Source organism: Bradyrhizobium sp. SZCCHNS3002, assembly GCF_032377435.1.
GTDB lineage: Bacteria > Pseudomonadota > Alphaproteobacteria > Rhizobiales > Xanthobacteraceae > Bradyrhizobium.
Genome location: NZ_JAUHHY010000004.1, coordinates 56,730 through 82,333, shown reverse-complemented (window position 1 = coordinate 82,333; position 25,604 = coordinate 56,730). Strand labels below are relative to the sequence as shown.

General features: G+C 62.5%; 24 protein-coding genes. 21 read left to right on the top strand and 3 right to left on the bottom strand.

Translation table 11 applies throughout. From position 1 onward, the window contains the following. The first annotated feature begins 30 nt into the window (after positions 1-30). The 11 genes from QW845_RS10110 to QW845_RS10060 all read left to right on the top strand — a co-directional run bounded on the left by QW845_RS10110 (position 31) and on the right by QW845_RS10060 (position 10,805). A complete protein-coding gene (locus QW845_RS10110) occupies positions 31-1,404 on the top strand; it encodes an MFS transporter (protein WP_315801453.1) in 1,374 nt (457 codons plus the stop codon). 281 nt (positions 1,405-1,685) lie between these two features. After that, positions 1,686-2,651, top strand: coding sequence for a P-type conjugative transfer ATPase TrbB (gene trbB, locus QW845_RS10105; RefSeq protein WP_315801452.1), 966 nt, complete (start codon positions 1,686-1,688; stop codon positions 2,649-2,651). Continuing rightward, positions 2,648-2,974, top strand: coding sequence for a TrbC/VirB2 family protein (locus tag QW845_RS10100; RefSeq protein WP_315801451.1), 327 nt, complete (start codon positions 2,648-2,650; stop codon positions 2,972-2,974). The genes trbB and QW845_RS10100 overlap by 4 nt, the downstream gene beginning before the upstream one ends. Further along, the gene (locus QW845_RS10095) at positions 2,974-3,237 is read left to right on the top strand and encodes a VirB3 family type IV secretion system protein (protein WP_315801450.1); all 264 of its coding nucleotides are present in this window, start codon (positions 2,974-2,976) and stop codon (positions 3,235-3,237) included. Before QW845_RS10100 ends, QW845_RS10095 begins: the two co-directional genes overlap by 1 nt. A gap of 7 nt (positions 3,238-3,244) precedes the next feature. Then, positions 3,245-5,686 (top strand): conjugal transfer protein TrbE, encoded by a 2,442-nt coding sequence (trbE, locus tag QW845_RS10090; protein WP_315801449.1) that lies wholly within the window; start codon positions 3,245-3,247, stop codon positions 5,684-5,686. After that, positions 5,683-6,417 (top strand): P-type conjugative transfer protein TrbJ, encoded by a 735-nt coding sequence (gene trbJ, locus QW845_RS10085; RefSeq protein WP_315801448.1) that lies wholly within the window; start codon positions 5,683-5,685, stop codon positions 6,415-6,417. Before trbE ends, trbJ begins: the two co-directional genes overlap by 4 nt. A 73-nt stretch (positions 6,418-6,490) precedes the next feature. Then, a complete protein-coding gene (trbL, locus tag QW845_RS10080; protein ID WP_315801447.1) occupies positions 6,491-7,702 on the top strand; it encodes a P-type conjugative transfer protein TrbL in 1,212 nt (403 codons plus the stop codon). Between the two features lies 1 nt (position 7,703). Next, positions 7,704-8,387 (top strand): conjugal transfer protein TrbF, encoded by a 684-nt coding sequence (gene trbF, locus QW845_RS10075; protein ID WP_315801446.1) that lies wholly within the window; start codon positions 7,704-7,706, stop codon positions 8,385-8,387. A 32-nt stretch (positions 8,388-8,419) separates the two neighbouring features. Continuing rightward, positions 8,420-9,352, top strand: coding sequence for a P-type conjugative transfer protein TrbG (trbG, locus tag QW845_RS10070; RefSeq protein WP_315801445.1), 933 nt, complete (start codon positions 8,420-8,422; stop codon positions 9,350-9,352). Beyond that, positions 9,349-10,566: a TrbI/VirB10 family protein gene (locus tag QW845_RS10065; protein WP_315801444.1), complete on the top strand. Its 1,218-nt coding sequence runs from the start codon at positions 9,349-9,351 to the stop codon at positions 10,564-10,566. The genes trbG and QW845_RS10065 overlap by 4 nt, the downstream gene beginning before the upstream one ends. A gap of 5 nt (positions 10,567-10,571) precedes the next feature. Then, positions 10,572-10,805 carry a DUF2274 domain-containing protein gene (locus QW845_RS10060; RefSeq protein WP_315716438.1) on the top strand — a complete coding sequence of 78 codons (234 nt, stop codon included), beginning with the start codon at positions 10,572-10,574 and terminating at the stop codon, positions 10,803-10,805. A gap of 297 nt (positions 10,806-11,102) precedes the next feature. Here the strand turns inward: QW845_RS10060 and QW845_RS10055 are convergent, their stop codons facing one another. Then, entirely contained in the window at positions 11,103-11,819 is a 717-nt protein-coding gene (locus QW845_RS10055; RefSeq protein ID WP_315801443.1) for an acyl-homoserine-lactone synthase, read from the bottom strand. 704 nt (positions 11,820-12,523) lie between these two features. On the opposite strand from QW845_RS10055, the gene QW845_RS10050 reads away from it, so the two are divergent. Then, entirely contained in the window at positions 12,524-13,330 is an 807-nt protein-coding gene (locus QW845_RS10050; RefSeq protein WP_315801442.1) for a LuxR family transcriptional regulator, read from the top strand. Positions 13,331-13,741: 411 nt separating this feature from the next. After that, positions 13,742-15,319 (top strand): ABC transporter substrate-binding protein, encoded by a 1,578-nt coding sequence (locus QW845_RS10045; RefSeq protein WP_315801441.1) that lies wholly within the window; start codon positions 13,742-13,744, stop codon positions 15,317-15,319. Here QW845_RS10045 and QW845_RS10040 read toward each other — a convergent pair. Then, positions 15,306-16,223, bottom strand: a complete 918-nt coding sequence (locus QW845_RS10040) for a LysR substrate-binding domain-containing protein (protein WP_315801440.1) — start codon at positions 16,221-16,223, stop codon at positions 15,306-15,308. The genes QW845_RS10045 and QW845_RS10040 overlap by 14 nt on opposite strands. A 38-nt stretch (positions 16,224-16,261) precedes the next feature. On the opposite strand from QW845_RS10040, the gene QW845_RS10035 reads away from it, so the two are divergent. From QW845_RS10035 to QW845_RS10005, 7 genes are all read left to right on the top strand, one after another. Next, entirely contained in the window at positions 16,262-17,428 is a 1,167-nt protein-coding gene (locus tag QW845_RS10035; RefSeq protein WP_315801439.1) for an FAD-dependent oxidoreductase, read from the top strand. Continuing rightward, entirely contained in the window at positions 17,349-17,702 is a 354-nt protein-coding gene (locus QW845_RS10030; protein WP_315801438.1) for a (2Fe-2S)-binding protein, read from the top strand. Before QW845_RS10035 ends, QW845_RS10030 begins: the two co-directional genes overlap by 80 nt. Beyond that, positions 17,699-19,096 (top strand): NAD(P)/FAD-dependent oxidoreductase, encoded by a 1,398-nt coding sequence (locus QW845_RS10025; protein ID WP_315801437.1) that lies wholly within the window; start codon positions 17,699-17,701, stop codon positions 19,094-19,096. The genes QW845_RS10030 and QW845_RS10025 overlap by 4 nt, the downstream gene beginning before the upstream one ends. A gap of 76 nt (positions 19,097-19,172) precedes the next feature. Continuing rightward, on the top strand, positions 19,173-20,111 hold the full coding sequence (locus QW845_RS10020) for an ABC transporter permease (RefSeq protein ID WP_315754288.1): 939 nt from the start codon (positions 19,173-19,175) through the stop codon (positions 20,109-20,111). Next, a complete protein-coding gene (locus tag QW845_RS10015) occupies positions 20,108-20,977 on the top strand; it encodes an ABC transporter permease (RefSeq protein WP_315801436.1) in 870 nt (289 codons plus the stop codon). Before QW845_RS10020 ends, QW845_RS10015 begins: the two co-directional genes overlap by 4 nt. A 5-nt stretch (positions 20,978-20,982) precedes the next feature. After that, complete coding sequence (locus QW845_RS10010) at positions 20,983-21,978, top strand: ABC transporter ATP-binding protein (protein WP_315801435.1); 996 nt, start codon at positions 20,983-20,985, stop codon at positions 21,976-21,978. Further along, entirely contained in the window at positions 21,978-22,991 is a 1,014-nt protein-coding gene (locus tag QW845_RS10005) for an oligopeptide/dipeptide ABC transporter ATP-binding protein (RefSeq protein WP_315801434.1), read from the top strand. Before QW845_RS10010 ends, QW845_RS10005 begins: the two co-directional genes overlap by 1 nt. Before the next feature lie 126 nt (positions 22,992-23,117). Here QW845_RS10005 and QW845_RS10000 read toward each other — a convergent pair whose 3' ends face one another. Further along, positions 23,118-24,107 (bottom strand): response regulator transcription factor, encoded by a 990-nt coding sequence (locus QW845_RS10000; RefSeq protein WP_315801433.1) that lies wholly within the window; start codon positions 24,105-24,107, stop codon positions 23,118-23,120. 330 nt (positions 24,108-24,437) lie between these two features. Between QW845_RS10000 and QW845_RS09995 the strand changes: the two genes are divergently transcribed. After that, positions 24,438-25,337, top strand: a complete 900-nt coding sequence (locus QW845_RS09995; protein WP_315801432.1) for a sugar phosphate isomerase/epimerase family protein — start codon at positions 24,438-24,440, stop codon at positions 25,335-25,337. Positions 25,338-25,604: the final 267 nt, after the last annotated feature.

Genomic DNA, 25,604 nt, shown 5'->3' with positions numbered 1-25,604 from the left:
TCCCGCGAGCACGCAGATCACGGCAGTTCGTTGTCGGCCTATGCGTTCGGCCGAAAGGGCACCCAAGCCGGAGACCAAGGCCATCCCGAGATCGCAGGCTGGCGGCTCGCCGCCCTGGTGTTTCTGCCCTTCGCAATGGGCTATTTCCTGTCCTATCTGTTTCGCACCATCAATGGACTCGTCTCTGCCAGTCTTGCCTCAGAGCTCGGGTTGAACGCGGCCGATCTTGGTCTGATCACGGCGGCCTACTTCCTGGTCCTTGCGGCTGCCCAGATCCCGGTCGGCATGATGCTCGACCGCTATGGCCCGCGCCGGGTTCAGAGCGCGCTTCTTGTCGTCGCGGCCTTTGGCGCGGAGGCCTTCGCAAGGTCGTCGGGGCCGCTCTCGCTGCTCCTCTCACGCGCTCTGATCGGGCTCGGGGTCGCTGCGGCTCTGACGGCGGGCCTGAAGGCCATTGTTCTGTGGTTTCCGCGCGAGCGGGTGGCATTGGTCAATGGGTACATGGTCATGCTCGGGGCGCTTGGTGCAGTCAGCGCGACGCTGCCCGCCGAAGCGATCCTGGTGAAGACCGGATGGCGCGGCCTGTTTGACATTCTGGCGATCGCGACAGCTGCAGCGGCGATCCTGATCTATTGCCTGGTGCCGGAGCGCGAAACGCAGGGCTCGTCCGCGTCGGAAGCAGGTGGCTTGCGGAGCATTCTTCGCGACGTCCGGTTCTGGAGGGTCGCGCCGCTATCCGGTGCCTGCATCGGATCGGCGTGGTCGCTCCAGGGCTTATGGGCATCGGCGTGGCTGGCCGACGTGGAGGGCATGACCCGCGCCCAAGTCGTGACAGCGCTGTGTCTGACCGCCCTGATGCTCAGCGTCGGTGCGTGGATGCTCGGTGCGCTGGCCAACTGGACACAACGTAGGGGATTGGGTCCAGAGCATTTGCTGGCTTTGATCGCAGTGCTCTCCATGGCGGCGCAGCTGGCCCTGGTATGGCGGCTGCCATTGCCGGCGATCGCGCCATGGCTGATCATCGCGATCGTCGGCGCCGCCACCGTGCTCAGCTTTGCGATCATCTCGGACTATTACCCAAAGGAATTGGCTGGCCGCGCCAACGGGGCCTTGAACGTGGTGCATTTCGGGTGGGGGTTTCTGGCCCAGTACGGGATCGGTGTCTTGCTGGCCCAATGGCCGCAATCCAATGGGCACTATCCTGTCGTCGCCTATCAGGTTGCCTTCGGAGTGAACCTCGCGCTGCAGGCAGCAGCACTGATTTGGTTTGCCGCTCCACGAGAGCAGAGGCCGCGATCATCGGAGGCGAGCAGCGGGACCGAATTTGTCATGGCCGACCTCGCCGCGACCTCAAGCGATCGCCCGGCTCTCTCCCGCGAGCCGCCAAGCCATGCCAGATGGTGAGCCGACGCCGCGGCGCCGGTGGCGACCTTCGCCTTCGCTAGAGCAGTGTTCGCCGTCGCTCTCGGCCGCGAGGGGGCGGTGCTGCGGGCCCACGACCCGCGCTCTGAAAGCTGCTGCCCCGCCTTGGTGATCTGCTTGTCCCGCCCGAAAGAGCCCTCCTGTCTCTACGCTTTTCTGCGCCAGGCCACACCCGAAGCTCCGTTGGTCTTGCTGCTGCAGGAGGTCTGCATCTTTGATCATCACAAGCGTTGCTGACCGCGCTTCAATGATCGGAGATGAGAGTGACCGGCTTCGTCCAGACACAGCGCATCACGCGTGGCGCCCGCATGCTGCGGACGGCATTGGGGCCTGCCATCGCGCGTCATCTCGACGATCGATCCGTCGTGGAGATCATGCTCAATCCGGATGGCCGGCTCTGGGTCGATCGGCTCGCGTCTGGCTTGGCCGATACCGGTGAGAGCCTCGCTGCCGGTGATGGCGAGCGCGTCGTCCGGCTGGTCGCGCACCACGTCGGGCTCGAGGTCCACGCGGGCTCTCCGCGCGTGTCGGCGGAGCTGCCGACGACGGGCGAACGTTTCGAAGGCCTGCTGCCGCCGCTCGTTGCAGCCCCGACATTCGCCATCCGCAAGCCGGCCATCGCCGTCTTCACGCTCGACGACTACGTGGCTTGCGGGATTGCGACCGCAGAACAGGCCGGCGCGTTGCGGCGGGCTGTTGCCAACCGCTGCAACATTCTGGTGGCCGGCGGCACCTCGACCGGCAAGACCACGCTGGTCAATGCCTTGCTGGCTGAAGTGGCGATGACCGGCGATCGCATCGTACTGATCGAGGATACGCTCGAGCTGCAATGCTCGACGCCCAACCTCGTGACGCTTCGAACCAAGCAGGGTGTCGCGTCGCTTTCGGATCTGGTGCGCGCCGCGCTTCGGCTGCGCCCAGATCGCATTCCGATCGGCGAGGTCCGCGGGCCCGAGGCGCTCGATCTCGTCAAGGCCTGGGGCACCGGCCATCCCGGCGGCATCGGCACCATTCATGCCGGGTCCGCGCTCGGCACCCTCCGGCGGCTGGAGCAGCTGATTCAGGAGGCCGTCGTGAGCGTCCCACGTGCTCTGATTGCCGAGACGATCAACGTGATCGCCGTTCTCGCCGGGCGCGGCTCGCAGCGGCGGCTCGGCGAGCTCGTGCGTGTCGAGGGGCTCTCACCTTGCGGAGACTACATCCTCGTTCCTTTGGGAAATCAGCGATGAAGGCGCGACTGTCCTGCTGGTCCGTCGCCACGATTGCGATTGCTGCAGCCGCAGTGCTCGTGGCGGTGGCGCCGGCGCATGCGGCGGGCTCGAACATGCCTTGGGAGCAGCCGCTCAACAAGATCCTGCTTTCGGTCGAGGGACCGGTCGCCAAGATCATCGCGGTGATCATCATCATCACGACGGGTCTGTCACTGGGGTTTGGCGAAACCTCCGGTGGCTTCCGGCGGCTCATCCAGATCGTCTTCGGTCTCTCCATCGCCTTTGCCGCCTCGAGCTTCTTCCTGTCGTTCTTCTCCTTCGGCGGCGGCGTGGTGTTCTGATGGATGGCGAGATCAAGGGCTTCAGCGCGCCTGTGCATCGCTCGCTGACCGAGCCCATTCTGCTCGGGGGCGCGCCGCGATCGGTCGCGATTGTCAACGGCACCGTGTCGGCGGCGCTCGGCCTCGGTTTGCGGCTCTGGTTCGTCGGCCTGCTGCTCTGGTTCGTCTGCCACATGGTCGCGGTCTGGGCGACACGGCGCGATCCATCCTTTGTCGAGGTCGTGCGCCGCCACCTGCGGATTCCCAATCATCTCAGCCAGTGAGGCTCCCATGTTCAATTTGGCCGAATACCGCCGCACCAATATCCGGCTTGGGGACTTCCTGCCCTGGGCGGCGCTGGTGGACGAGGGCGTCGTTCTCAATAAGGACGGCTCGCTGCAGCGAACGGCGCGTTTTCGCGGTCCTGACCTGGAGAGCTCGGTCGCATCCGAGCTCACGGCAGTCGCCTTCCGTCTCAACAACGCTTTGCGGCGCCTGGGGTCGGGCTGGGCGATCTTCGTCGAGGCGCAGCGGCATTCGGCCGGAGCCTACCCAACTTGCGTGTTTCCGGATGCCGCGTCCGCCCTGGTCGATGCCGAGAGAAAGGCACAGTTCGAGGAGCAGGCGGCGCACTACGAGTCGAGCTATTATTTGACGTTTCTGTACCTGCCGCCGCGAGAAGACGTCGCCCGTTCCGAACGCGTGCTCTATGAAGGCGCGCCGCAGCCGGAGGGCTCGCGCGGCCGCGACATCCTGCGCAGCTTTGTCGATCGCACCGACCGCATTCTGCAGCTCGTCGGCGGCTTCATGCCGGAATGCGGCTGGCTCGGCGACGACGCCGTGCTGAGCTATCTGCACTCGACCGTCTCGACCAAGCGCCAGCGGGTCCGCGTCCCTGAAATCCCCATGCATCTGGATGGGCTGCTCGCCGACCAACCGCTGACCTGCGGCCTCGCGCCGATGTTGGGGGCGGTCAATCTCCGCGTGCTCACCATCATCGGCTTTCCCTCGGCAACGACGCCAGGAGTGCTGGACGAATTGAACGGGCTTGCGTTTGCCTACCGCTGGTCGACCCGCGCCATCATGCTCGACAAGCAGGATGCCGTGAAGCTCGTGACACGGATCCGCCGGCAGTGGTTTGCCAAGCGCAAATCTCTGGCGGCGATCCTCAAGGAGGTCGTGACCAACGAGGCGGCAAGCCTTGTTGACAGCGACGCCCACAACAAGACCGCTGACGCCGATGCGGCGCTGCAGGATCTCGGCTCCGATGAGATCAGCCAGGCCTATGTCACCGCGACCGTGACGGTGTGGGATCCTGATCCGGCGAGAGCTGACGAGAAGCTGCGCCTGGTGGAGAAGGTGATCCAAGGGCGCGATTTCACCTGCATGACGGAGACTGTGAATGCGGTTGAGGCCTGGCTCGGCAGCCTTCCGGGGCACGTCTATGCCAATGTGCGCCAGCCGCCGCTGTCGACGCTGAACCTTGCGCATCTCGTCCCGCTCTCGGCGGTCTGGGCAGGCGAGGTGCGTGACCATCATCTGAGGGCGCCTGCGCTGCTGTTCGGCCGCACCGAGGGCGCGACGCCATTCCGGTTCTCGCTCCATGTCGGCGATGTCGGCCACACGCTGGTGGTCGGACCGACCGGAGCCGGCAAATCGGTGCTGCTGGCGCTGATGGCGCTGCAGTTCCGCCGCTATCCGAATGCGCAGATCCTTGCGTTCGATTTCGGCGGCTCCCTGCGGGCCGCCGCGCTTGCCATGGAAGGTGACTGGCATGATCTCGGTGGAGCGCTGTCGGCCGATAGCGAGACCTCGATCGCGCTGCAGCCGCTTGCAGGCATCGGTGATGTGATGGAGCGCGCCTGGGCGGCGGATTGGATCGCTGGCCTGCTGGCTCGCGAGAAGATCGTGGTGACGCCGGACGCCAAGGAGCATCTCTGGTCGGCGCTGACCTCGCTGGCTTCCGCGCCAGCTTCTGAGCGGACTCTGACCGGCCTGTCGGTGTTGCTGCAGTCGAACAGCTTGAAACGGGCCCTCAAGCCGTATTGCCTCGATGGCGCTCACGGACGACTGCTGGATGCCGATCATGAGCTCGTCGGCGATCGGGCGGTGCAGGTGTTTGAGACCGAAGGGTTGATCGGGACCGCTGCAGCTCCGGCTGTCCTCGCTTATCTGTTCCACAAGATCGCCCTGCAGCTCGACGGCCGCCCGACACTTCTGATCGTCGATGAAGGGTGGCTGGCGCTGGACGACGCCGACTTCGCGGGCCAGCTCAGGGAGTGGCTGAAGACCCTGCGCAAGAAGAACGCCTCCGTCGTTTTCGCGACCCAGTCGCTATCCGACATCGACGGCTCGCCGATCGCACCCGCCATCATCGAGAGCTGCCCGAGCCGCATCCTGCTGCCGAACGAGCGGGCGCTCGAGCCACAGATCATGGGCATCTATCGTCGCTTCGGTCTCAATGATCGTCAGATCGAGCTCGTCAGCCGTGCGGCCCCCAAGCGCGACTATTACTGCCAGTCGCGCCGCGGCAACCGCATGTTCGAGCTCGGTCTCGGCGAGGTCGCGCTCGCCTTTGCCGCGGCGTCGTCCAAAGCCGATCAGGCCGCGATCTCGGACGTTCTGAAGTCCGCCGGCAGGGACGGCTTTGCGGCAGCGTGGTTGCGGCACCTCAAGCTTGGCTGGGCAGCCGACCTCATCCCCGGCCTGGACAATCTGGAGACGCGGCAATGATCTCTGGCAAGCGATGGGCAGCGTCGTTGGCGCTGGCGCTGCTGGTTCTGACCTCGGCGGGTCCGGTGCGGGCCCAGCTCGTCGTCTTCGACCCCAACAATTATGCTCAGAACGTGCTGACCGCAGCGCGCGAGCTGCAGCAGATCAACAATCAGATCCTGGCCCTGCAGAACCAGGCCGAGATGCTGATCAATCAGTCGCGCAACCTCGTCAGCCAGCCGTATTCATCATTGACGCAGCTGCAGCAATCAATCGAGCGGACCCGGGAACTGCTCAAGCAGGCTCAGCGCCTGGCCTACGACGTGCAGCAGATCGAGCAGGCGTTCAAGACGATCTACGCGCCGGCAGCCGCCGGCGCCAGCGCCGCTGACCTCGCAGACAGTGCGCGCTCACGCTGGCAGACGTCCGTGGCCGCTCTGCAGGATGCGCTCAAGCTTCAGGCAGGCGTGGTCGGCAATCTCGACACCATCAAGAGCCAGTCCGCCGCGCTGGTTGCCGCGAGCCAAGGAGCCGCCGGCGCCTTGGCTGTCAGGCAAGCCGGCAACCAGATCCTGGCGATGCAGGCGCAACAGCTTGCGGATCTGACGGCGGTCGTGGCCGCCCAGGGACGGGCCCAGAGCCTCACCATGGCGGAGGGCGCGGCGGCAAAGGATCAGGCACGCGAACAGCTTCGCCGCTTCCTGACGCAGGGTCAGGGCGACCAGCCCTCCAACGTACGAATGTTTCACTGATGATGAAGAGAGTTCTGGACCAAACCTGCGGATTCGCTGCTGCTGCGCGGCAGCTCATCGCTGAGATGGCCCGATGACAGGAACGGGGATCATCGATCAGTTCCTGGAGACCTTTACCCGGACCATCGACAGCGGCTTTGGTCTGGTGGGCGGTGAGGTCGGATATCTCGCAACCACGCTCGTCGCCATCGATGTCACGCTGGCTGCGCTGTTCTGGGCTTTCGGCGGCGAGGACGATGTCATCGCCCGGCTGGTGAAGAAGACCTTGTTTGTCGGCGTGTTCGCCTACCTGATCGGCAATTGGAACAGCCTCGCCCGCGTCGTCTTCGAGAGCTTCGCAGCACTTGGCCTGAAGGCGGCTGGCTCGGCGCTGTCGGCAGCGGACTTCCTGCGCCCGGGCAGGATCGCGCAAGTCGGTCTCGACACCGGGCGGCCACTGCTCCAGGCGATCTCGGGCCTCCTCGGCTATGTGAGCTTCTTCGAAAACTTCCTGCAGATTGCGATCCTGCTGTTTGCGTGGGTGGTCGTGCTGCTCGCCTTCTTCATTCTGGCCATTCAGCTCTTCGTCACCCTGATCGAGTTCAAGCTCACGGCGCTTGCTGGATTTGTGCTCATCCCGTTCGGTCTGTTCGGCAAGACCGCCTTCGCGGCCGAACGTGTGCTCGGCAATGTCATCTCCTCCGGTGTGAAGGTCTTGCTGCTCGCCCTGATCTCAGGAGCCGGCTCATCGCTGTTCGGGCAGTTGACCCAGGTGATGGCTGCCGATCCTCCAACGGTGGAGAGCGCCATGACCCTGGTCCTGGCGTCCCTGTCGCTGCTCGGCCTTGGATTGTTCGGGCCCGGGATCGCCAATGGTCTTGTCAGTGGCGGACCGCAGCTTGGAGCAGGGAGCGCGGTCGGAGCGTCGCTTGCAGCGGGCGGTCTCGTCGTTGCCGGCGCCGGCATGGCCGCTGGTGCAGCGGGGCTCGCAGGCGGCGCGATCTCTGGTGCGAGCCGTGCAGTCGCGCCGCTTGGCGCTGTGGCGTCCGGCGGAGGGCGCGTCGGTGGCGCTGCCGTCGAGGCCGCAGGAGCGAACGCGAGTCCCCTGCGTCCAAAGGCGAATGCCGAGGCCGGCGGCTCGGATCAGCCGGGTCAGGCCGACGGCCCTGGCTCTCCAATGTGGGCGCGGCGCATGAAGGCTGCGCGCGCCGTCCATCAGGGCGCATCTACAACGGCACAGGCCGTTCGCCATGCCGAGCACGGCGGGCAGGGAAGCGCGGTCGATCTCTCCGAGGGGAAATCCTGACATGTTCAAGCGATCATCTGTTCATTACGGCCGTACGCCCGAGCCGGTGACGCCCTATCAGAAGGCAGCACAGGTCTGGGATGAGCGCATCGGCTCTGCGCGCGTGCAGGCCAAGAACTGGCGGCTGATGGCGTTCGGCTGCCTCACACTCGCCGCAGGCCTCGCGTCCGCCCTGATCTGGCAGTCGGCCCGCGGTACGGTGACGCCCTGGGTGGTCGAGGTTGGCCATCTCGGCGAGGTCCAGCGGGTGGCGCCTGCGGTGGCTGACTACATGCCAACCGATCCGCAGGTCGCCTTCCATCTTGCCCGGTTCATCGAGGACGTGAGAGGTCTGCCAGCCGATGGCATCGTACTGCGCCAGAATTGGCTGCGCGCCTACGACTTCACGACCGATCGCGGCGCGGCTGCCCTGAATGACTATGCCCGCTCCAACGATCCTTTTAGCAAGCTCGGGAAGATCCAGGTCTCGGTCGAGGTCTCCAGTGTGATCCGCGCCTCGCCGGACAGCTTCCGGATCGCCTGGGTCGAGCGTCGCTACGAGAACGGCGCCTCGGTTGCGACCGAACGCTGGAGCGCGATCCTCACCCTCGTGCTCGCCATGCCGGACGATGCCGACCGCCTGCGCAAGAACCCGCTCGGCGTCTACGTCCAAGCCATCAACTGGTCGAAGGAGCTGTCGCAATGAGCAAGCCAATGGTCCGGAGGGCTGGAGGGCCAATGATGGCGGGGGCCGCCGTTCTGGTTCTGCTCTGCAGCTGCACAACGACCAATCTGCCGAAGATCACCTATGACAGCGAAGCACCACCCTTGCCGGCGCCGCCAGCCGCGCTGGATGGAAAGGTTCAGCCGCTTCATCTTCCGCCGCCCTGGAAAGTGTCCCTTGGTGGCAAGGCGGGAGCCCAGGAAGAAGCGGAGCCGCTCGACCGCGTCGAGATGGCCAATAGCGCGGCGCGGGTCGAACCGCGCAAGAAGGGCTACTTCAACGCGACGCAGATCTATGCCTACAGTCCCGGCGCGCTCTATCAGGTCTATGCGGCGCCCGGGCAGATCACCGACATCATGCTCGAGGAAGGTGAACAGCTCACAGGGTCGGGACCCGTGTCCGCCGGCGACACCGTGCGCTGGGTCGTCGGCGATACCGAGAGCGGTGCGGGCGAACGCCGCCGCGTTCACATCCTGGTCAAGCCGACGCGTGCCGCGATCGAAACCAATCTCATCGTCAACACCGACCGGCGGACCTATCTGCTCGAGCTGCGCGCTCGTGACAAGCCGTATATGCCCGCCGTGGCCTGGTACTATCCCCAGAATGCCGAGACGAGAGCGCGCCAGCTCGTCTTGAGGCCGGAGCTGCCCAATCCGGCGCTGCGACGCTTCCGCTATCGCATCGAGGGGGATGATCCGCCATGGAGGCCGGTCAACGCCTATGACGACGGTCGCAAGGTCTATATCGAGTTTGCCCCTGGCATCGTGCAGGGTGAATTGCCGCCCTTGTTCGTCATCGGGAGCGATGGTGCGCCCGAGATCGTCAACTACCGTGCCTTCCGCAACATCATGATCGTCGATCGGCTGTTTGCCGCAGCCGAGTTGCGCCTCGGCGGCGAGGAGCAGCGCAAGGTCAGGATCGTCAGAACCGATGGAGCCTCAGGGTGAAAAACGAGGAGGATGAGGCTTCTGCGTCTCAGGCTCCGTCTGCAGCCGAGAAGGCTGAGCGGCGCACGAAAAGAATGCGCCTGAACGGAGATCTTCCCCCCGTCACGCGGCTGTCGCGCAATGTCCTGGCCGGCGGCAGCGCAGTGGCGCTCCTGTTGATGGGAGGCGCCGTCGTCTGGACATTGCAGACCAACAGGCCGAGCAAGTCGGGCCCATCCGAGCTCTACAGCACCGATCATCACGACATCGCGGACGGGGTTTCGGCCCTGCCGCGTGACTACGCCAGTCTTCCCAAGAACCTCCCGACAAACGTCCCAGTGATCGGACCGCCGCTGCCCGGGGATCTCGGCAAGGCGATTGTCGCTGCGCAGGGCCAGGCACTTGCGGTCACCCCCGATCAGGAGCAGCTCCGCCATGAGCAGGAGCGGGACGCCGCTCGCTTGAGCCGCCTGTTCGCGACGGTCAATGTTCGTGGCACCGAGGCCGCGGCGAGCGGGCCTCAGACCAGCGAACGCGGGGGCGCGATGTCCAGTCCCGACGACGCGTTCACCCAGAATGGCCAGGACCGCAAGCTCGCCTTCGTCAATGCCGCGGTCGATCGCCGGACCACGAGTCCCGACCGTGTCAGCCGGCCGGCCTCCCCCTATGTGGTTCAGGCCGGGACCGTCATTGCGGGGGCTCTGATCACGGGCATTCGCTCCGATCTGCCGGGACAGATCACCGCTCAGGTGACGGAGAACGTCTTCGATTCCCCGTCAGGCCGCTTCCTGCTTGTCCCGCAGGGAGCACGGCTGATCGGGATATACGATAGCCAGGTGACGGCCGGGCAATCGCGCGTGCTCCTGGTCTGGACCAGGCTGATCATGCCCAATGGCCGGTCGATCGTCCTGGAACGGCAGCAGGGCGCCGACGCTGCCGGTTATTCGGGCCTCTCGGACGAGGTCGATAACCACTTCAGGCAGCTGGTTGGCGCAGCGCTGCTCTCGACGCTGCTCTCGATGGGCAGCGAGGTCAATGCGGGCACCAATCAAAATACGAACAATGCCGCGATCATCCAGGCGCTCCGCCAGGGCTTCGGCAGCTCCATGAGCCGCACAGGTCAGCAGCTGGTTGGTCAGCAGATGAACGTCCAGCCGACTCTGACAGTGAGGCCGGGCTTTTCGGTCCGCGTGATCGTCAATCGTGATCTCGTGCTCGAGCCGTATCAGGGGTAGCAGTCATGGCGAAGCTGAAGATCTCGGAACTTCCCGATGAGAAGCCGGTCAAGATCACGGTCGAACTGTCAGCGAACGTGTTTCGCGATCTGCAGGCCTACGCCGAAGCTGTCGGCCGCCATTCGGACCAGCCGGCCAATGATCTTGGTCGCCTGGCCTCGGCCATGGTGGCACGTTTCATGGCGACTGATCGGGCGTTTGCCAAGTCGAAGCGAGCACCCGCCATCAAGGCCAGATAGACCCGGAGCCGCGCATCGCGTCGGCTTGCTCCGCAATGCATACAAACCAGGACCGCCTGGCGCTCAAAGTTGATACATTCGGCGTTCCTGAAGCAGGAAGCTTGTGAGCGCCAAATCCAGCGTGGCGGGCTTTCTTGAGCGAAGGAGCCGACGCGTTGATCGCCACCGATTGCGGTGATGCCGCATCTTCTTCAGAGACCGTCAATCGCGCTTAGGCCCAAAGCCTGATGCAAGCGCTGATCGGCCCTCGCTGGCGGGCCCTACGGCGGCAAGATGGTCAAAGGTTCGGGATCGCGCTCATCCAGCCTCCAAGAGCCCTTCCAACTCCGGGCCGCAGGCCAGTCCTTTGGGCTCCGATGGAGCATCCTCTGCCAAGCGCGGGGACAGTGCTGATGCGGCAGGTCCAGGAGAAGGGCTCTCATGCAGCGCCTTCTGAAGGCCGGTATGCTGGCGAACCAATTCCAGCACGGCTGATGATACCCCGATATAGGCTGCCCCTATGTCATGCCCCGGAAACGGCAGCTTCGCTCCCAGTGGCCTCACCGGGCAGCCATGGGCAGCGATGACATTCTTGAAGATCCAGCTGGGCATGACGCCAAGATAGGACGAGATGCCGTTGGCGAGGCCGAATTCCTGACAGGCCTGTATGAGCTGCCCGATCACTCGGCGCCGTCCGCCGGCGCTCAGCGCACGATCGCAGCCGAACCGCGATGCTTCCCAGATTTCGTCCGAATGCGGCAGCAAGCCTTCAACCAGGTTGGGCCACAAGGACTTGACCATGTAGGGGCGTGTGGTCGGAATCAGCCGTGCAGTTCCAAGCGCCTGATCTTGCTCGTCCACGACCAGGATGTAGGTGGCTGCCGGTGTGTCGAACTCATCATATTCCATGCCCTTATAATGAGGCACGGACCAGCCCTGGCGCTCGACGAACATCCGGTACCGCAACCGATGATGCGAAATCCAGGCTTCGCCGTATCGATGGACGGTTTCCCACCTGATCAAAAGGGTACGCATGAGCATCTTCCAATGTGCCACGTGACGGGAAGATGCAGACTAATCGGCACAGCGTCAGCGAGGCAGCTACCCAGTCGAGTAGTTCATGCGTCTATGGAGCGGCTGCAGTCCTACCGGCTGCTCAGAGGAAGACAACTGTCAGACATCGCCCCAATATCACCTACAATCTGGCGCAATTATGAGTTGTATTGGGGTGTAGTTCTTGGCTTTTGCAAGGCTCGTCCAGGCCCGTTTGAACGGGTCCAGTGTGGGATGGCCGCGAGGCCTGACTTGCGCGTGCTGCGTGGCGGGAAGAATGTCCCTAGTGCGCATGATCCGATCGAAACTTAAGCCGGCAATCTCATGCATGCTGACACAAGCGCCGAGGAGCGCTTATCAAACAGGCACTTTGCTGCGCGATCTGGTTGCCTGAGTCGGCAAGACCGTCAGGGCCGCCGCTTCCGGAGGAGGGCGATGTTGATGACATCGCGACTTCTGAAAAGATCAATCGAATATGATCGTCAATTGCACGATGAAGCGTATCATGGTACGGTCTACCTCAGGTTGGGTCGGGGTTTGGACAATCGAGCGCCTGCTTCTCGCCTTGATAGAGGCAGACGAGGGGGCAAGGACGGACCGTCGGCAATCGGGACATTCAGACGGATTCGTTTTCACGATTACATCTGGGCCGAAGTTTGCGCAGCTTTGTCTGCCGTGAGGTAGCAATGGACCTCTTCAGCTTCATCGATTGTGCAAACCGCACGCAGTCGCTGTCCGACCTCTTCGATCTTCTCGTCGGTTCTGCAGCCGATGAGGGGTTCGGCCAAGTGGCTTATGGCGCCCTGAACTATGAAGAGACGGTACGGCTGCCAGAGCATCCTATGCCGGCCGTCGCTCTCAACTTTCCGCTCGATTGGCGAGAGCACTATTTCGAGCGCAAGTATCACGAGATCGATCCGGTCGTCAGGCGAACCCCGTTTCATAGCAGTCCATTCATGTGGGATCAGCTGCTCGAGCAGAAGCAGCTGCAGGACGGTGAGCGGTTGGTCCTTCGTGAGAGCCGCGAAGCCGGTCTCAAGCACGGGGTGAGCGTGCCGCTGTTTGGGCCGTCGGGGCGCATCTCCGTTCTATCCTTTGCATCCAGCTTCGACGATGCCGAGCCGATCCGGCACATGAAGCATCTTCACGCCTTGGCGTGTCAGTTCCATGTTGCTTTTGGCGAGCTTGCCCAGCCAGCGATGGGTAAGAAGGCGATTGGGCTCTCGCAGCGCGAACGCGAATGCCTGAAGTGGACCGCAGAGGGCAAATCCTCCTGGGATATCGGAATCATCCTCAAGATCAGCGAAAACACGATCAATTTTCACCTCAAGAAGGCGATGAGAAAGCTTGGCACGAACAGCCGGACGGTCGCCGTCGTGAGGGCAATAAGGCTTGGTCTCATTGAGATCCCTGGATTATCCGGCTCATCCGTGTCGGCGTGGACCGATACGCCACCGACTGAAGCCGACGCCGCCCAACCGTTGCCGCTTTGACACTCACGAAGAAGCGCCGGTCCTGCGCGGCGCGCAATTGGCGAAACGGCGCGATGGTCGCGCGCAATCGCTAGCTTTGAGATCGATCGCTTCCGTAAGCCAACCACGGCGCGTTCTCCGCCGATGCGCGCGGCGGTGTGGCCGCACTCGGTTCCGCGTGCCGCCTGTGACGGAGCTATGCTCACGCTCTCGTGCGGGCCGTTCCGGATGGAGGCGGCGCGCTCCGGGTAGACGATTCGCCGGGTCTGCAGTCACTGCCGCCGCCTGGATCCTGGTACTCGAACTTTTCCTGCCGCGGTTGAGCTTCGCCGTTAGCCCATAACGCCCAAGAATAGGTCTCCTTGATTTCGGACTTTGACAGAGACGCGGGACTCTTCCAGCCTGACGCGTGGGCAACGGGCGAGGCACCGGATGAAGTACGTCTCTACGAAGTACGTCTCTATTTTGGCTTTCTGCATCGCCGTCACGGTGAATGCGACCGGTGATGTGTCTGCAGCGAAAGCCCCGGGGACCACCCTGCAAATCGGGGCCGGTGGATCAGACATTACCACGCTTGACCCCCATCGTGCGACGACCAGCACCGACAAGCCGCTGATCGGCCTGATGTTCAACGGCCTGGTTCGATTCAAGCCAGGGAGCGCGGACCCCAAGGATCTCGAACCCGATCTCGCCGAGCGGTGGGAAACGTCTCCAGACGGACGAGTCTGGACCTTCTTCCTCCGGAAGGGCGTCAAGTTTCACGGCGACTGGGGCAACCTCACCGCAGATGATGTCGTCTACTCGCTGACACGTGCCGCAGACCCCAGCCGATCGAGTTTCGCTGCAGACTTCTCCGCGGTGGATAGCATCGCCAAGGTAGACGGGTCCACCGTTCGCATTGCCCTGAAGTATCCAGATCCGAATTTCCTCGGCCGCTTGTCCAACTATCACGGTGGAAACATTGTCTGCAAAAGAGCAGTGGAGGAGCTCGGAGACAAGTTTGCCTCCAACCCCGTTGGTACGGGTCCGTTTGCGTTTTCAGAGCATGAAACGCAGCGGCATGTGAAGCTGGTCGCAAACGAGGGCTATTTCCGCGGCCGGCCGCAGATCAGCAATATCATGTACCGCACGATCCCCTCCGACAGCGCCCGCGAGCTCGCCTTTGCGTCTGGAGAGCTCGACGTCATCCAAGGCCGGCGCGAGCAACGCTGGGTCGATATGACCCGCCAGCGCGGCAACATGGTCGTTGATGTCTTCCGTCCAGGAGAGTTTCGAACGCTTCACATCAACAACAGTATTCCGCAGCTCGATGACCTGAAGGTCCGACAGGCAATCGCCGCTGCGGTCAATCTCGACGATCTCGTGCAGTTTGTCGGTAAGAGCGTGAGTCTGAAAGGCTGCTCGGTCGTGCCCCCGGGCTACATCGGAGAGGATTGTTCATCTGGGGCTTATGCTTACGATCCGGTGAAGGCCAAGGCGCTTCTGGCCGAAGCGGGCTACCCAAATGGCCTGACGCTCAAGGTCGTGGTGTCCAATATCTCGGCTATCCTGCCGACAATGGAAATTATTCAGCGCCAGCTCGCAAAGGCCGGTATCAAGCTGGATATGAGCGTTGTCGATCACGCCACCTATCAGAGCCAAATTCGCGGCAATGCCAGTGCTCTGGTGTTTTATGGCGCCGCCAGATTTCCGGTCGCCGACACTTATCTGACCGAGTTCTATCACTCGAGCTCGAGCATTGGAAAGCCGACGGCGGTTGCAAATTTCTCCCATTGCGACGTTGCGGACGCCGACATACAGGCGGCGCGGGTGGAAGGCAGTGTGGAGCGGCAGCAGGAGCTGTGGAAGGAGGCTCAGCGCAAGATCCACGACGCCGTCTGTTCTGTTCCGCTGTTCGAGCTTCAGCAGGTCTGGGGGCACAGCAAGCGTGTCAACTACGGCTATGAGCTCAAAGGAGCCATGAATCTCGCTCCGCCGATCACCGAGGCGACGACGCTTATGCCGCGCTGAGCGACTCCTGGGAAAGCCGTGCGGCCGTCGTGCGCGCCTGCTGCAGGAAGGCGTCGACCAGACTTGCATTGCGGCTGTCGCGCATTCGACAGAGCTGGAAGTCGTAAGACAAAGCGGGCTCGAAGCGTCTGATGGCCAGACGATCCTGAAGCCCGCTGAACATCAAAGGGTGCACCAGCGCGACGCCGAGGCCGGCTGCCACGAATTCGCACAGGGTCGGCGAGACATTGGCAACGAGCACGGTGTTGGGTCTGACGTTGTAGGCGTCGAACATCGTTGCAATGCACTGACCGGCCTGGCTCTCAGGGTCGAAAGACACGAAGGGAATGTTGTCGAGATCATCCGGCTCCACAACGTTCTTCATGGCGAGGGGATGATCGGTCGGCATGATGCAGACGAGCGGGTGCTGGGTCAGCGGTTCGGCGATCACATAGGGATTGTCGATCCGCGAGCTGACAAGGCCGACATCGAGCTTGCGTGTGACCAGCCAGTCCACGATCCATTCCGAGCTGCGTGACTTGACCGAGCAGAACACGTTGGGATGCTGCTGAAGGAAGCCCATCGTCGCCTGCTGGATGAACGAACGCGACAAAGCCGGCATGACGCCGACAAGAAGCTGCCCCTGCTCCTCGCGGCGGATGGCCTCGACGGCATTCTCCACCTGGCGGACACCTGAAAAAATCCGATCAATCTCCTTGTAAAGCCGCATGCCGCGTTCTGTCGGAGCAAGGCGCCCCTTGACGCGATCGAACAGGCTGAGCCGGGTATCCTCTTCGAGATGAGCGATCAGTTTGCTCATCGCGGGCTGGGAGATGTTGAGGATCAAAGCGGCTCGGCTGATCGAGCCGCTCTCGATCACCGCTTTGAACGCCTCAACCTGTCTGAGATTGATCTGACGAGCCATCCCATAACCCTGAAGAATACAGCCAGAGATTTTCGACTTTGACCAAATATCTCTTTTTGTCGTCATATTGGGCAAGAGGAAATCTGATGCATCCTGAGATAATAGTTATCGGTGCGGGCACGGTTGGTGCTGCGATCGCTTATGGGCTTGCGCGAAGACAACGCCGAGTACTCGTGCTCGACGGTGACGATCGCGACCATCGTGCGGCGCGGGCCAATTTCGGCCTTGTTTGGCTACAGGGCAAAGGCCAGAACATGCCCGCCTATCAGCAGCTGTCACGCCGTAGCGTCGACATGTGGTCCGACTTTGCGTCGGAACTCACTGATCTGGCCGCGTTGGATCTTCAGTATGAGCAGAATGGCGGTTTGGCGTTCTGCCTCGGAGATGACGCGTTCGAGAAGCGCCGCTTGGACCTTCAGCGGCTGCAGAACCAGCTCGGCGGAGCGGAGGCGGATTGGCGGATGCTCGATCGCGCTGAATTGGGCAAACTGCTTCCGAAGGTTCGATTGGGGCCCGACGTGGCCGGCGCCAGCTTCGGCCAGCGGGACGGGCATGCCAATCCGCTCCAGCTCCTTGCCGCTCTTCATGCCGGAATCCTGCGGCTGGGTGGGGATCTGCGCCGAAACGCTGCGGTGCGGCAGATCGTGCCCAGCGAGGCGGGCTTTACGGTGACGTTCGGAAACGAGACCGTCAGTGCGCCGCGCGTGCTGATCGCTGCGGGTCTCGGGTCTCAGGCGCTGGCGCGGCAAGTGGGTCTTGATATCCCGCTGCGGCCTCAACGCGGGCAGATCCTGGTGACCGAGCGCCTTGAACCATTTCTGCCTCTGCCGACGAGTGGCTTGCGTCAAACCCGGGAAGGCACTGTGATGATCGGTGCTACCCATGAGGAGACCGGTTTCGATAGTTCCGCGACCGCGATCGCGGCGGCAGATCTCAGTCGGCGGACGCTTCGCATCGTGCCGGGGCTTGCCGAGGCTAAATTGGTTCGGCAGTGGGCTGGGTTGCGCATCATGACCCCTGATGGGTGTCCCGTCTACGCCCAGTCCCAGAAGCACCGGGGAGCCTTCGTGGCGTTGTGCCATTCAGGCGTCACGCTTGCAGCTCTGCATTCCACCGTCTTGGCCGATGCCATCTCGGCCGGCCAGTTGCCGGATTCGCTCGATATCTTTCATCAGAGTCGCTTTGATGTTCCGAAAGCTGCATGAGCCCGCTGAGACCGTGACTGTCTATGTCGAAGGCAAACCTGTTACGGCGGAGCCCGGCGAAAGCTTGGCTGCTGTGCTGCTCCGGCAGGCTGTCGTCTGGTCGCGCCCCACGCCGGTCAAAGGGAGCGGGCGAGCTCCCTATTGTATGATCGGCGTCTGCTTCGACTGTCTCGCTCAGGTGGATGGAATCGCCTCGGTTCAGACCTGCATGACCCCGGTTCAGGACGGCATGAAGGTTGAGCGCCAGCAGCGTAAGCGGTGCTTGCCGTCATGAGCAACACCGATCTTCTCATCGTAGGGGCTGGCCCTGCTGGCATGACAGCGGCCACCACAGCCCGCGGCTATGGAATTGACGTCCTGGTTGTGGACGATCAAAGTTCGCCTGGCGGGCAGATCTGGCGCTCGGTCGAAACCCAAGCGGCGACCCCGAGGGGAGCCATCCTTGGAAGGGCTTATCAGGACGGAAAGGCTGCGACCGATGCATTCCGCGCCAGCGGCGCGCGGTACGAGCCTCGTACACAGCTTTGGCAGGTCGAACCTGGTTTTCGTGCCTTCGTGACCCATGATGGCAAAGCCCGGACGATCGAGGCGCGCGCCATCATCCTCGCAACCGGCGCCCAGGAGCGGCCTGCTCCCTTCCCAGGCTGGACACTGCCGGGAGTCCTCACGGTAGGTGCCGCTCAGGTCCTGTTGAAGACCGCCGGGCAGATCCCCTCCAAGCCAGTCTGGGTCGCTGGTTGTGGCCCGTTGCCGCTTCTCTACCTCGTTCAGTTGCTCAACGCCGGAGGTCAGATCGCCGGCTATCTGGACACGACACCGGCCGGGAGTCATTGGGCGGCGCTCCAGCATCTGCCGAAGGCCCTGCGTGCCAGTGGGGCGCTCCTCAAAGGACTCGCGTGGAAGGCCGTCCTTCGACGCCGGCGTGTGCCCGTCGTCCGTCATGTCGTCGACCTCGTGGCGCACGGATCGGACCGGATCGAATCCATCAGCTATCGAACGGCCGATGCAAAAGAGAAGACCGTTTCCGCGGATAATCTGTTTGTGCATGAAGGTGTCGTGCCGAACGTCCATGCACCGCTGGGGCTGGGCTGCGCGGTTGAATGGCGTGACGAGCAGGATTGCTACGTTCCGGTTCTCGATCAATGGGGTGAAACGACCAAAGCCGGTATCTTCATTGCCGGGGATGGCGCGGGTATTGCTGGTGCGAAGGCCGCGCAATGTCGTGGGGCGCTCGCAGCACACAGGCTGGCGGTCAAGCTCGGCTATGCGGGCGAGCAGGTCGTGCTCAAGGAAGCGTTGCGCGTTCAAAGGAGTTTGGCTCGCGAACTTGCCTTGCGGCCCTTTCTTGACACCATGTTCAGACCCCACGGCAGGATTTTTAGTCCGTCCGATGAGACTGTCATATGCCGCTGCGAGGAGGTCACGGCAGGAGAGATCCGGGCGATGGCGCAGATCGGCGGCTCCGGCCCGAACCAGATCAAGGCCTTCACGCGTGCAGGGATGGGCCCCTGCCAGGGGCGGCAATGCGGTTATAGCGTCACCCGCATCCTCGCGGAAATCCAGGATTGTCCCGCAAAGGAGGTCGGCTTCTATCGCGTCAGGCCCCCGCTCAAGCCCGTGACGCTTGGAGAGCTGGCCACACTCGATCAAAAGGAGGAGGTGTTGTGAGGCACTTTCCTTGTCTGGAGAGAAGAGTTCAGTCCGAACATTCTGGTTTCTGTTCGCGAATGTGCTGGGTGGTCCAATGATCAGCTTTGCCTTCAAGCGGCTGTTGCTGGCCATCCCCACCTTGCTGGTGATGCTGACAGCAATCTTCGTGCTGGTGCGTCTCGTTCCGGGTGATGCGGCATCCGTCATCCTTGGCGACCAGGCAACCGAAGCCTCGCTTCGCGCGATGCGAGCCCGGCTCGGGCTCGATCAGCCGATCCAGGTTCAATATCTTCACTTTCTCGGTGAGGTGCTCACCGGAAATCTCGGGCAATCGCTGAGCAGCGGCCGGACTGTCGTGCAGGAGGTCCTGCTGGTGTTGCCCTCCACGATCCAACTCACCTTGGCGGCCATCGTGATCGGAATCGTCCTGGGTCTGCCGCTCGGCATTCTCGCCGCGCTCGGCCGCAACAGCTGGATCGACTACGTCTCGCGGCTGGTCTCGTTGGTCGGGCTATCGTTCCCAGCGTTTGTGTCAGGCATTCTGTTGCTCATCGTATTCGCGATCCAGCTGGGATGGTTCCCCGTTCTCGCGTCCGATAGCACTGATCCGATCGAACGGTTACGAAGCCTTGCCTTGCCTGCGCTGAATCTCGGCTTGATCCTGATGGCCTATGTGGTGCGTGTCACGCGGTCATCCATGCTGGGAGTCCTTGGCGAGGACTACATCCGCACGGCGCGCGCGAAGGGAGTGACTCCCACGCGCCTCGTCATGCGACACGCTCTGCGCAATGGCCTCATTCCAGTGGTTACCGTTGTTGGCCTCTACTTCGGTACGTTGATCGGAAATTCGGTGCTCACGGAGATCATCTTCAACCGACCCGGCCTCGGCAAGCTGATCTTCGGGGCACTCAACGCTCGCGACTATACGCTGCTCGAGGGGCTGATGATCATCTTTGCCATCTGCGTCATCGTCGTGAACACGCTGACGGACATTACCTATGGGCTTATCGATCCGCGGGTGAAATACAAATGACGGTCGGGGTTGCATCGGTTGCAGTGTCGCAGCCTAGTCGATTGTGGCTGGCCTTCTCCAGAAATCCTCTGTTCTGGCTGGGTGCGCTGCTCCTCGCGCTCATCGTCGTCGTGGCGGTGCTCGCGCCGCTGATCGCACCTCATGACCCGCTGGAGCAGAATATCGTGGCCAGGCTCGAGCCGCCGTCGGCGGAGTTTCTGTTCGGAACGGACAATTACGGCCGAGATGTCCTGTCCCGTCTGATCTATGGAGCCCGCATCTCCCTGATGGTCGGCTTCGTCGCCATCCTGATTGCGATGACAATCGGCTGCACGATAGGAATCGTTGCGGGTTATGTCGGAGGAGCGCTGGATCAGCTCGTGATGGGAGTGCTCGATGTCATGCTCTCGTTTCCAGCGCTCCTGCTCGGCCTCATGATTGCGGCGATGCTCGGTGCCAGCCTTCAGAACCTGATCATTGCAATCGCAATCACGGAGATTGCGCCGTTTGCACGAGTTGCCCGGGCGCCAACGATTGCCTTGAAGCAGCAGGACTTCGTGATCGCGGGCCGAGCGCTTGGGTTCGGGCCCGTCCGGATCATGGGGGTTCATATTCTCCCCAATCTCATCTCGGATGTCGTGGTGATGAGTTCACTATGGATGGCTTCCGCGATTCGCACGGAAGCATCGCTGAGTTTCATCGGGCTGGGCGTTCCGCCACCGACACCGACCTGGGGCAGCATGATCCGCGAAGGGTTCGACAACATCCTCGACGCCTGGTGGCTCGCGGTCTTCCCGAGCCTTGCGATCTTGTTGACCGTGCTCGCCCTCAATCTCCTGGGAGACGCTCTGCGAGACGCCATCGATCCAAAGCTGCGGGGGGAATAGCAGGCATGACATCGTTTCCTAGGCCAGCTCTCGACCTACGCAATCTGCGGACCGAATTCCGAATCGGCGGCCATTGGTACCCCGCAGTACGAAACGTCTCGGTATCGCTGATGCCAAACGAGACGCTCGCGGTCGTCGGCGAGTCGGGCAGTGGCAAGAGCGTTACGGCCCTGTCCATCCTACGGCTGCTTCCGCATGCCGGTGCTCGCATCCAAGGCGGAGAGGTGTTGTTCGAGGGGCAAGATCTGGTGACCTTGTCCGAGCGGGACATGAGCGCGATCCGGGGCAATTCGATTGCGATGATCTTCCAGGAGCCGATGACGAGTCTCAATCCGACCATGACCGTGGGAGACCAGATCGCGGAGGCGATCCTCATTCATCGCGGAGGGTCGCGCATGGAGGCCAAGGCCGAGGCGCTTCGGCTCTTGGCGGAGGTCAAGATTCCATCGCCGAAGAGCCGTCTGGATGAGTATCCGCATCAATTTTCGGGAGGGATGCGCCAACGCGTCATGATTGCCATGGCACTTGCCTGCCATCCGAGGGTTCTTCTGGCCGACGAGCCGACGACGGCACTCGATGTGACGATCCAGGCGCAGGTGCTGACTCAACTCGAAGAGCTCAAACAGGCCTACGGAATGTCGATGCTGTTCATCACGCACAATCTTGGCGTGGTTGCGCAGATCGCCGACCGCGTTGCCGTGATGTATGCAGGCGAGATTGTCGAGCTTGCGACTGTCGACGCGCTGTTCGCAAAGCCAATGCATCCTTATACGGCGGCGTTGCTGCGCGCCATGCCGCGAGCTGACCGGGCCAGCGAGAGTCTGGAGCCGATCCCCGGCAGCGTTCCGGCCCTGTCTGCTGTTCCAGCAGGCTGCGCCTATGCGCCCCGCTGCCCGTTCAAGGACCGCAGCTGTACCGAACTGCACCCAGAGCTCGTATCATCAGGTGATCCCGGACATTTGGTGCGCTGTCCCGTCAGACCGGTCGGAGGAGTGCATTGATGACGACATCCCTGGGAAGCGGCGACTTTGTTGTACGTCATCTTTCGAAGACCTTCGTGAGAAACGGAGGTTCAGGCGCTAGACGCGTCCGGGCGGTCGATGATGTGTCCTTCCGCATTCCAAAGGGGGCTTCCCTTGGCCTCGTGGGCGAGTCCGGTTGTGGCAAGTCAACCGTCGCGCGTGCCATCCTGCGGCTCATTGAGCCCGATAGCGGATCAATCTTATTCGACGGCATCGATGTCCGCGCCGCCAAGGGGGCCACCTTGCGAGCGTTGCGGCGCCGGATGCAGATCGTGTTTCAGGATCCGTATTCTTCGCTCAATCCGCGCCGGACAATCCGCCAGACTCTGGAAGAACCCCTTCGTGTTCATCTGCGACTCTCGTCCAAGGACATCCGCGAGAAGGCAGAAGCCGCCATGCTCGAGGTCGGGTTGCCGCGAGAAGCACTGGAACGCTATCCGCACGAGTTCTCCGGCGGGCAGCGGCAACGGATCGGCATTGCACGGGCGCTGGTCTTGGATCCCGAACTGGTCGTCGCAGACGAGGCCGTTTCTGCTCTCGATGTGTCGGTCCAGGCGCAAATTCTTCGACTGCTGGAGGGGCTGCGCGAACGCCGCGGCCTGTCGTTCTTGTTCGTTTCACATGATCTCGGGGTGGTCCGCCATTTCTGCGACCGAGTCTCCGTCATGTATCTGGGGCGCATCATCGAAGAGGGGCCGACGGCAGATGTTCTTGACCGTCCGTTGCATCCTTACACTAGGCTTCTGCGCGACAGCTATCCCGTACCGGATCCAAGGGCACGCCGGCCTCTGGTCCAGATCGTGGGAGAGGTTCCTTCTGCAGCCAATCCGCCTCCGGGCTGTGGCTTTCATCCGCGTTGCGCGCGAGCGGAAGGTCTGTGTTCCGTCGAACAGCCGCAGTTGGAGACGTCGGGGGACGGCCGATTCCGGGCATGCTACTTCCCTGAAACAAGCGAGATCGCGTGGGGAAGCCTGCGCATCGGAGCGCGATGATCAAAGCCCCGCCAAAGAAGTTCATTGGCGAGTATGCCGTGATCGTAATCCGGTCGCCCAATTCCTTGGATTGAAGTGGACCGAGCGGAAGCTTCGCTGGAGGCGAGCGCCAGAGCCGCTCCCTGGTCAGCGGCGAGCGGGGTTTACCCGATCCGATCGGTGCAGCATTCGCGCGTTGCTGACCGGCTCAGGTCGGGGAAGGTAGGTCGCAGGTCCGTCCGGGGCGAAGTCGAGCGAATAGCCCAATCCTCGCACCGTACGGATATAGTTCGGCTCGCCACGTTCGCAAAGAGCCTTGCGAATGCGGCTGATATGAACATCGATCGAGCGAACGGCGTTCTCCTGAGTATGTGCTCGGATGCCGGATAGGATCTGCTCCCGAGAAAAGACCTTTCGGGGGCATTCGAGGAGCTGTTGCAAGATCCGATACTCGACGGGGCAGAGGCGAATGCAGCGCGCGCCTCGGGAGACGCGATGCGCGTCGGCCTCCATGACAATGTCGGCAAATCGAAGCACTTTGGGACTGGGACAAGTCGCTTCGCGCAGAAGACCATGCAGCCGGTCGATGAAGATGTCCGGAAGAAACGGCTTCAATATATAGCTTGTCCGATCCGTATGGACGCACGCCTCCTCGAGGTGAGGCGATACGCTTGCCATGATCAGCGTCGGGATATTCTGCGTTGCAGGGTCCCGTTGCAACTGTTCGAGCGCGAAGGCCACGCGATCCCCGCACGATACATCGTCCAGGGCGATCAAGCCGGGGCGCGCGGCGGTGGCGGAGGCGATCGCATCTGTCAGGGTGTCTGTCAGCATGCAGTCGAAGCCGTTGCTCTCGAGAATGTATTTGAGCAGGCTCGTGAATCCCTTGTCGCCGACCAGCAGGACGCGTGGTCTCGAAGGCACGGAGACGGAGCGTCCTCCGTCGCGGGCTGCAGGACCAGACATCTGGCCGCATCCCGCCGCGGGTTGGTCGGCCCCCGAATCCGGTGTCCAGCCGGTCGCGAATGCAAGGCTCTTGTCCTGATTTTTAGCTGAGTTTGCGACACCGCAGAACTCTTCTGCCCGCTCGTCACTGCCAGCTAGGATCGCCCTGTGCACCATTCCCATCTCCATCATGTGTCTGCATCGTCAGATGCAGTAGAGCAGCTTCCGGCGCGCGCGGAAGCTACCAAGCCGGATAGGGGGCCGGACGTGTACGGCTGCCGTCGGCAACCTTGGGACGGGTACGGATCCGTCAATGGTGATGCAATTCGGCATATGCGGTCGTCGCTGCGGGACACTAAGTCCGCACTCCGGACCGCGGACCTCTACCAGGGTTGGTAGTGGCAGTGTGTGGTCGGTCGCCCTATCTTTGCGGTGCAGGCTCTCCGTGCCGCAGCCGGTCGCAAGTCATCAAGCTTTGGCGCGTCCAGAAGGATCCATGATATGATTTTCGGAGAGGCGCAGATGGTCAGCCGCATCGGATTCATGCAGGGTGATCTGATGGAGCCGGCTGACAAGAGAGGACGAGGCTTTCTAACGGATTGCTGGCGCGAGGAATTCTCGGTTGCCCAAAAAGTCGGCTTCGAATTGATCGAGTGGAGGATTGGTGAAGAGCCGATCCTGATGAATCCTGTGATGTCTTCCACTGGACGAGATCAGATGCGGCAGCTTAGTCGCGAGTGCGACATCTGCATTCCATCGCTGTCCGCCGACTTCATGATGCAATCCCCCTTCTACAAGGTCACCGGCCGTGAGCATTGGGCGAGGCTCGATCTGCTCGGTGCCGTGATCGAGGCGTGTGCTGAGATAGGCATCAAGCTCCTGGTGGTGCCACTCGCGAACGGCGGGCAGCTTTCCTCCCGCGAGGCGGCGGCACTTCGATCCGGACTGGATCGGCTTGCGCCGCTCCTCGAGGCTTGCGGCGTCGTCCTCTCCCTTGAGTCTGATCTCGATCCGCCGCTCTTGGCATCGCTGATCGAACCATACCCGGCAGACCGGTTCGGCATTACATACACGGTTGGATGTCGACCTTCGACGAGCGCTGATGCGCATGAGGCCCTTGCCGCTTGCGGCAACCGGATCGTGAACGTCCACCTGAAGGACTGGAATCTGCACGTCAACCGCGCTTCGCCGTCTCGTCAGCGAACCAACCTCGCCGGCGCGCTCAATCAGCTGAGACTCGCAGGTTATCGGGGCGATCTTATTCTTCAATCGAACCCCGGTCACTGTCGAGCAGCATTGCTCGCCCAGTACGGTGCCATGGCTGCGACCTGGTGGAGCTTCGGTGGGCCGGATCATCTCAGTCTTGCTCCAGGGATGGTCGAGGCGAACGAGAACCTGCAGCAGCTGTCGCATACGCGGTGAGCTTGGAGCTCGACGCCACGCCGAGACGAATTCGCTGCAGGTTGTGACTTCGCACCTCTCTGCATGAATTGGTGCGTCCCAGAGCTCGCTTTGGACGAAGCAGGATCCTGGCGGTTGCCCTTGGCCGAGCGGAGGATGACGCCTCCGCGCGCGTGAGTCAGTCGTGCAAAGATAAAGGCGATCTATTGACTGCACAGGCAAGTCAATGCGCGCATCTTTGTGTTTCCTCGCCAGCCATTTATTAGTGTCCGAGGCGCGTACGTTAGC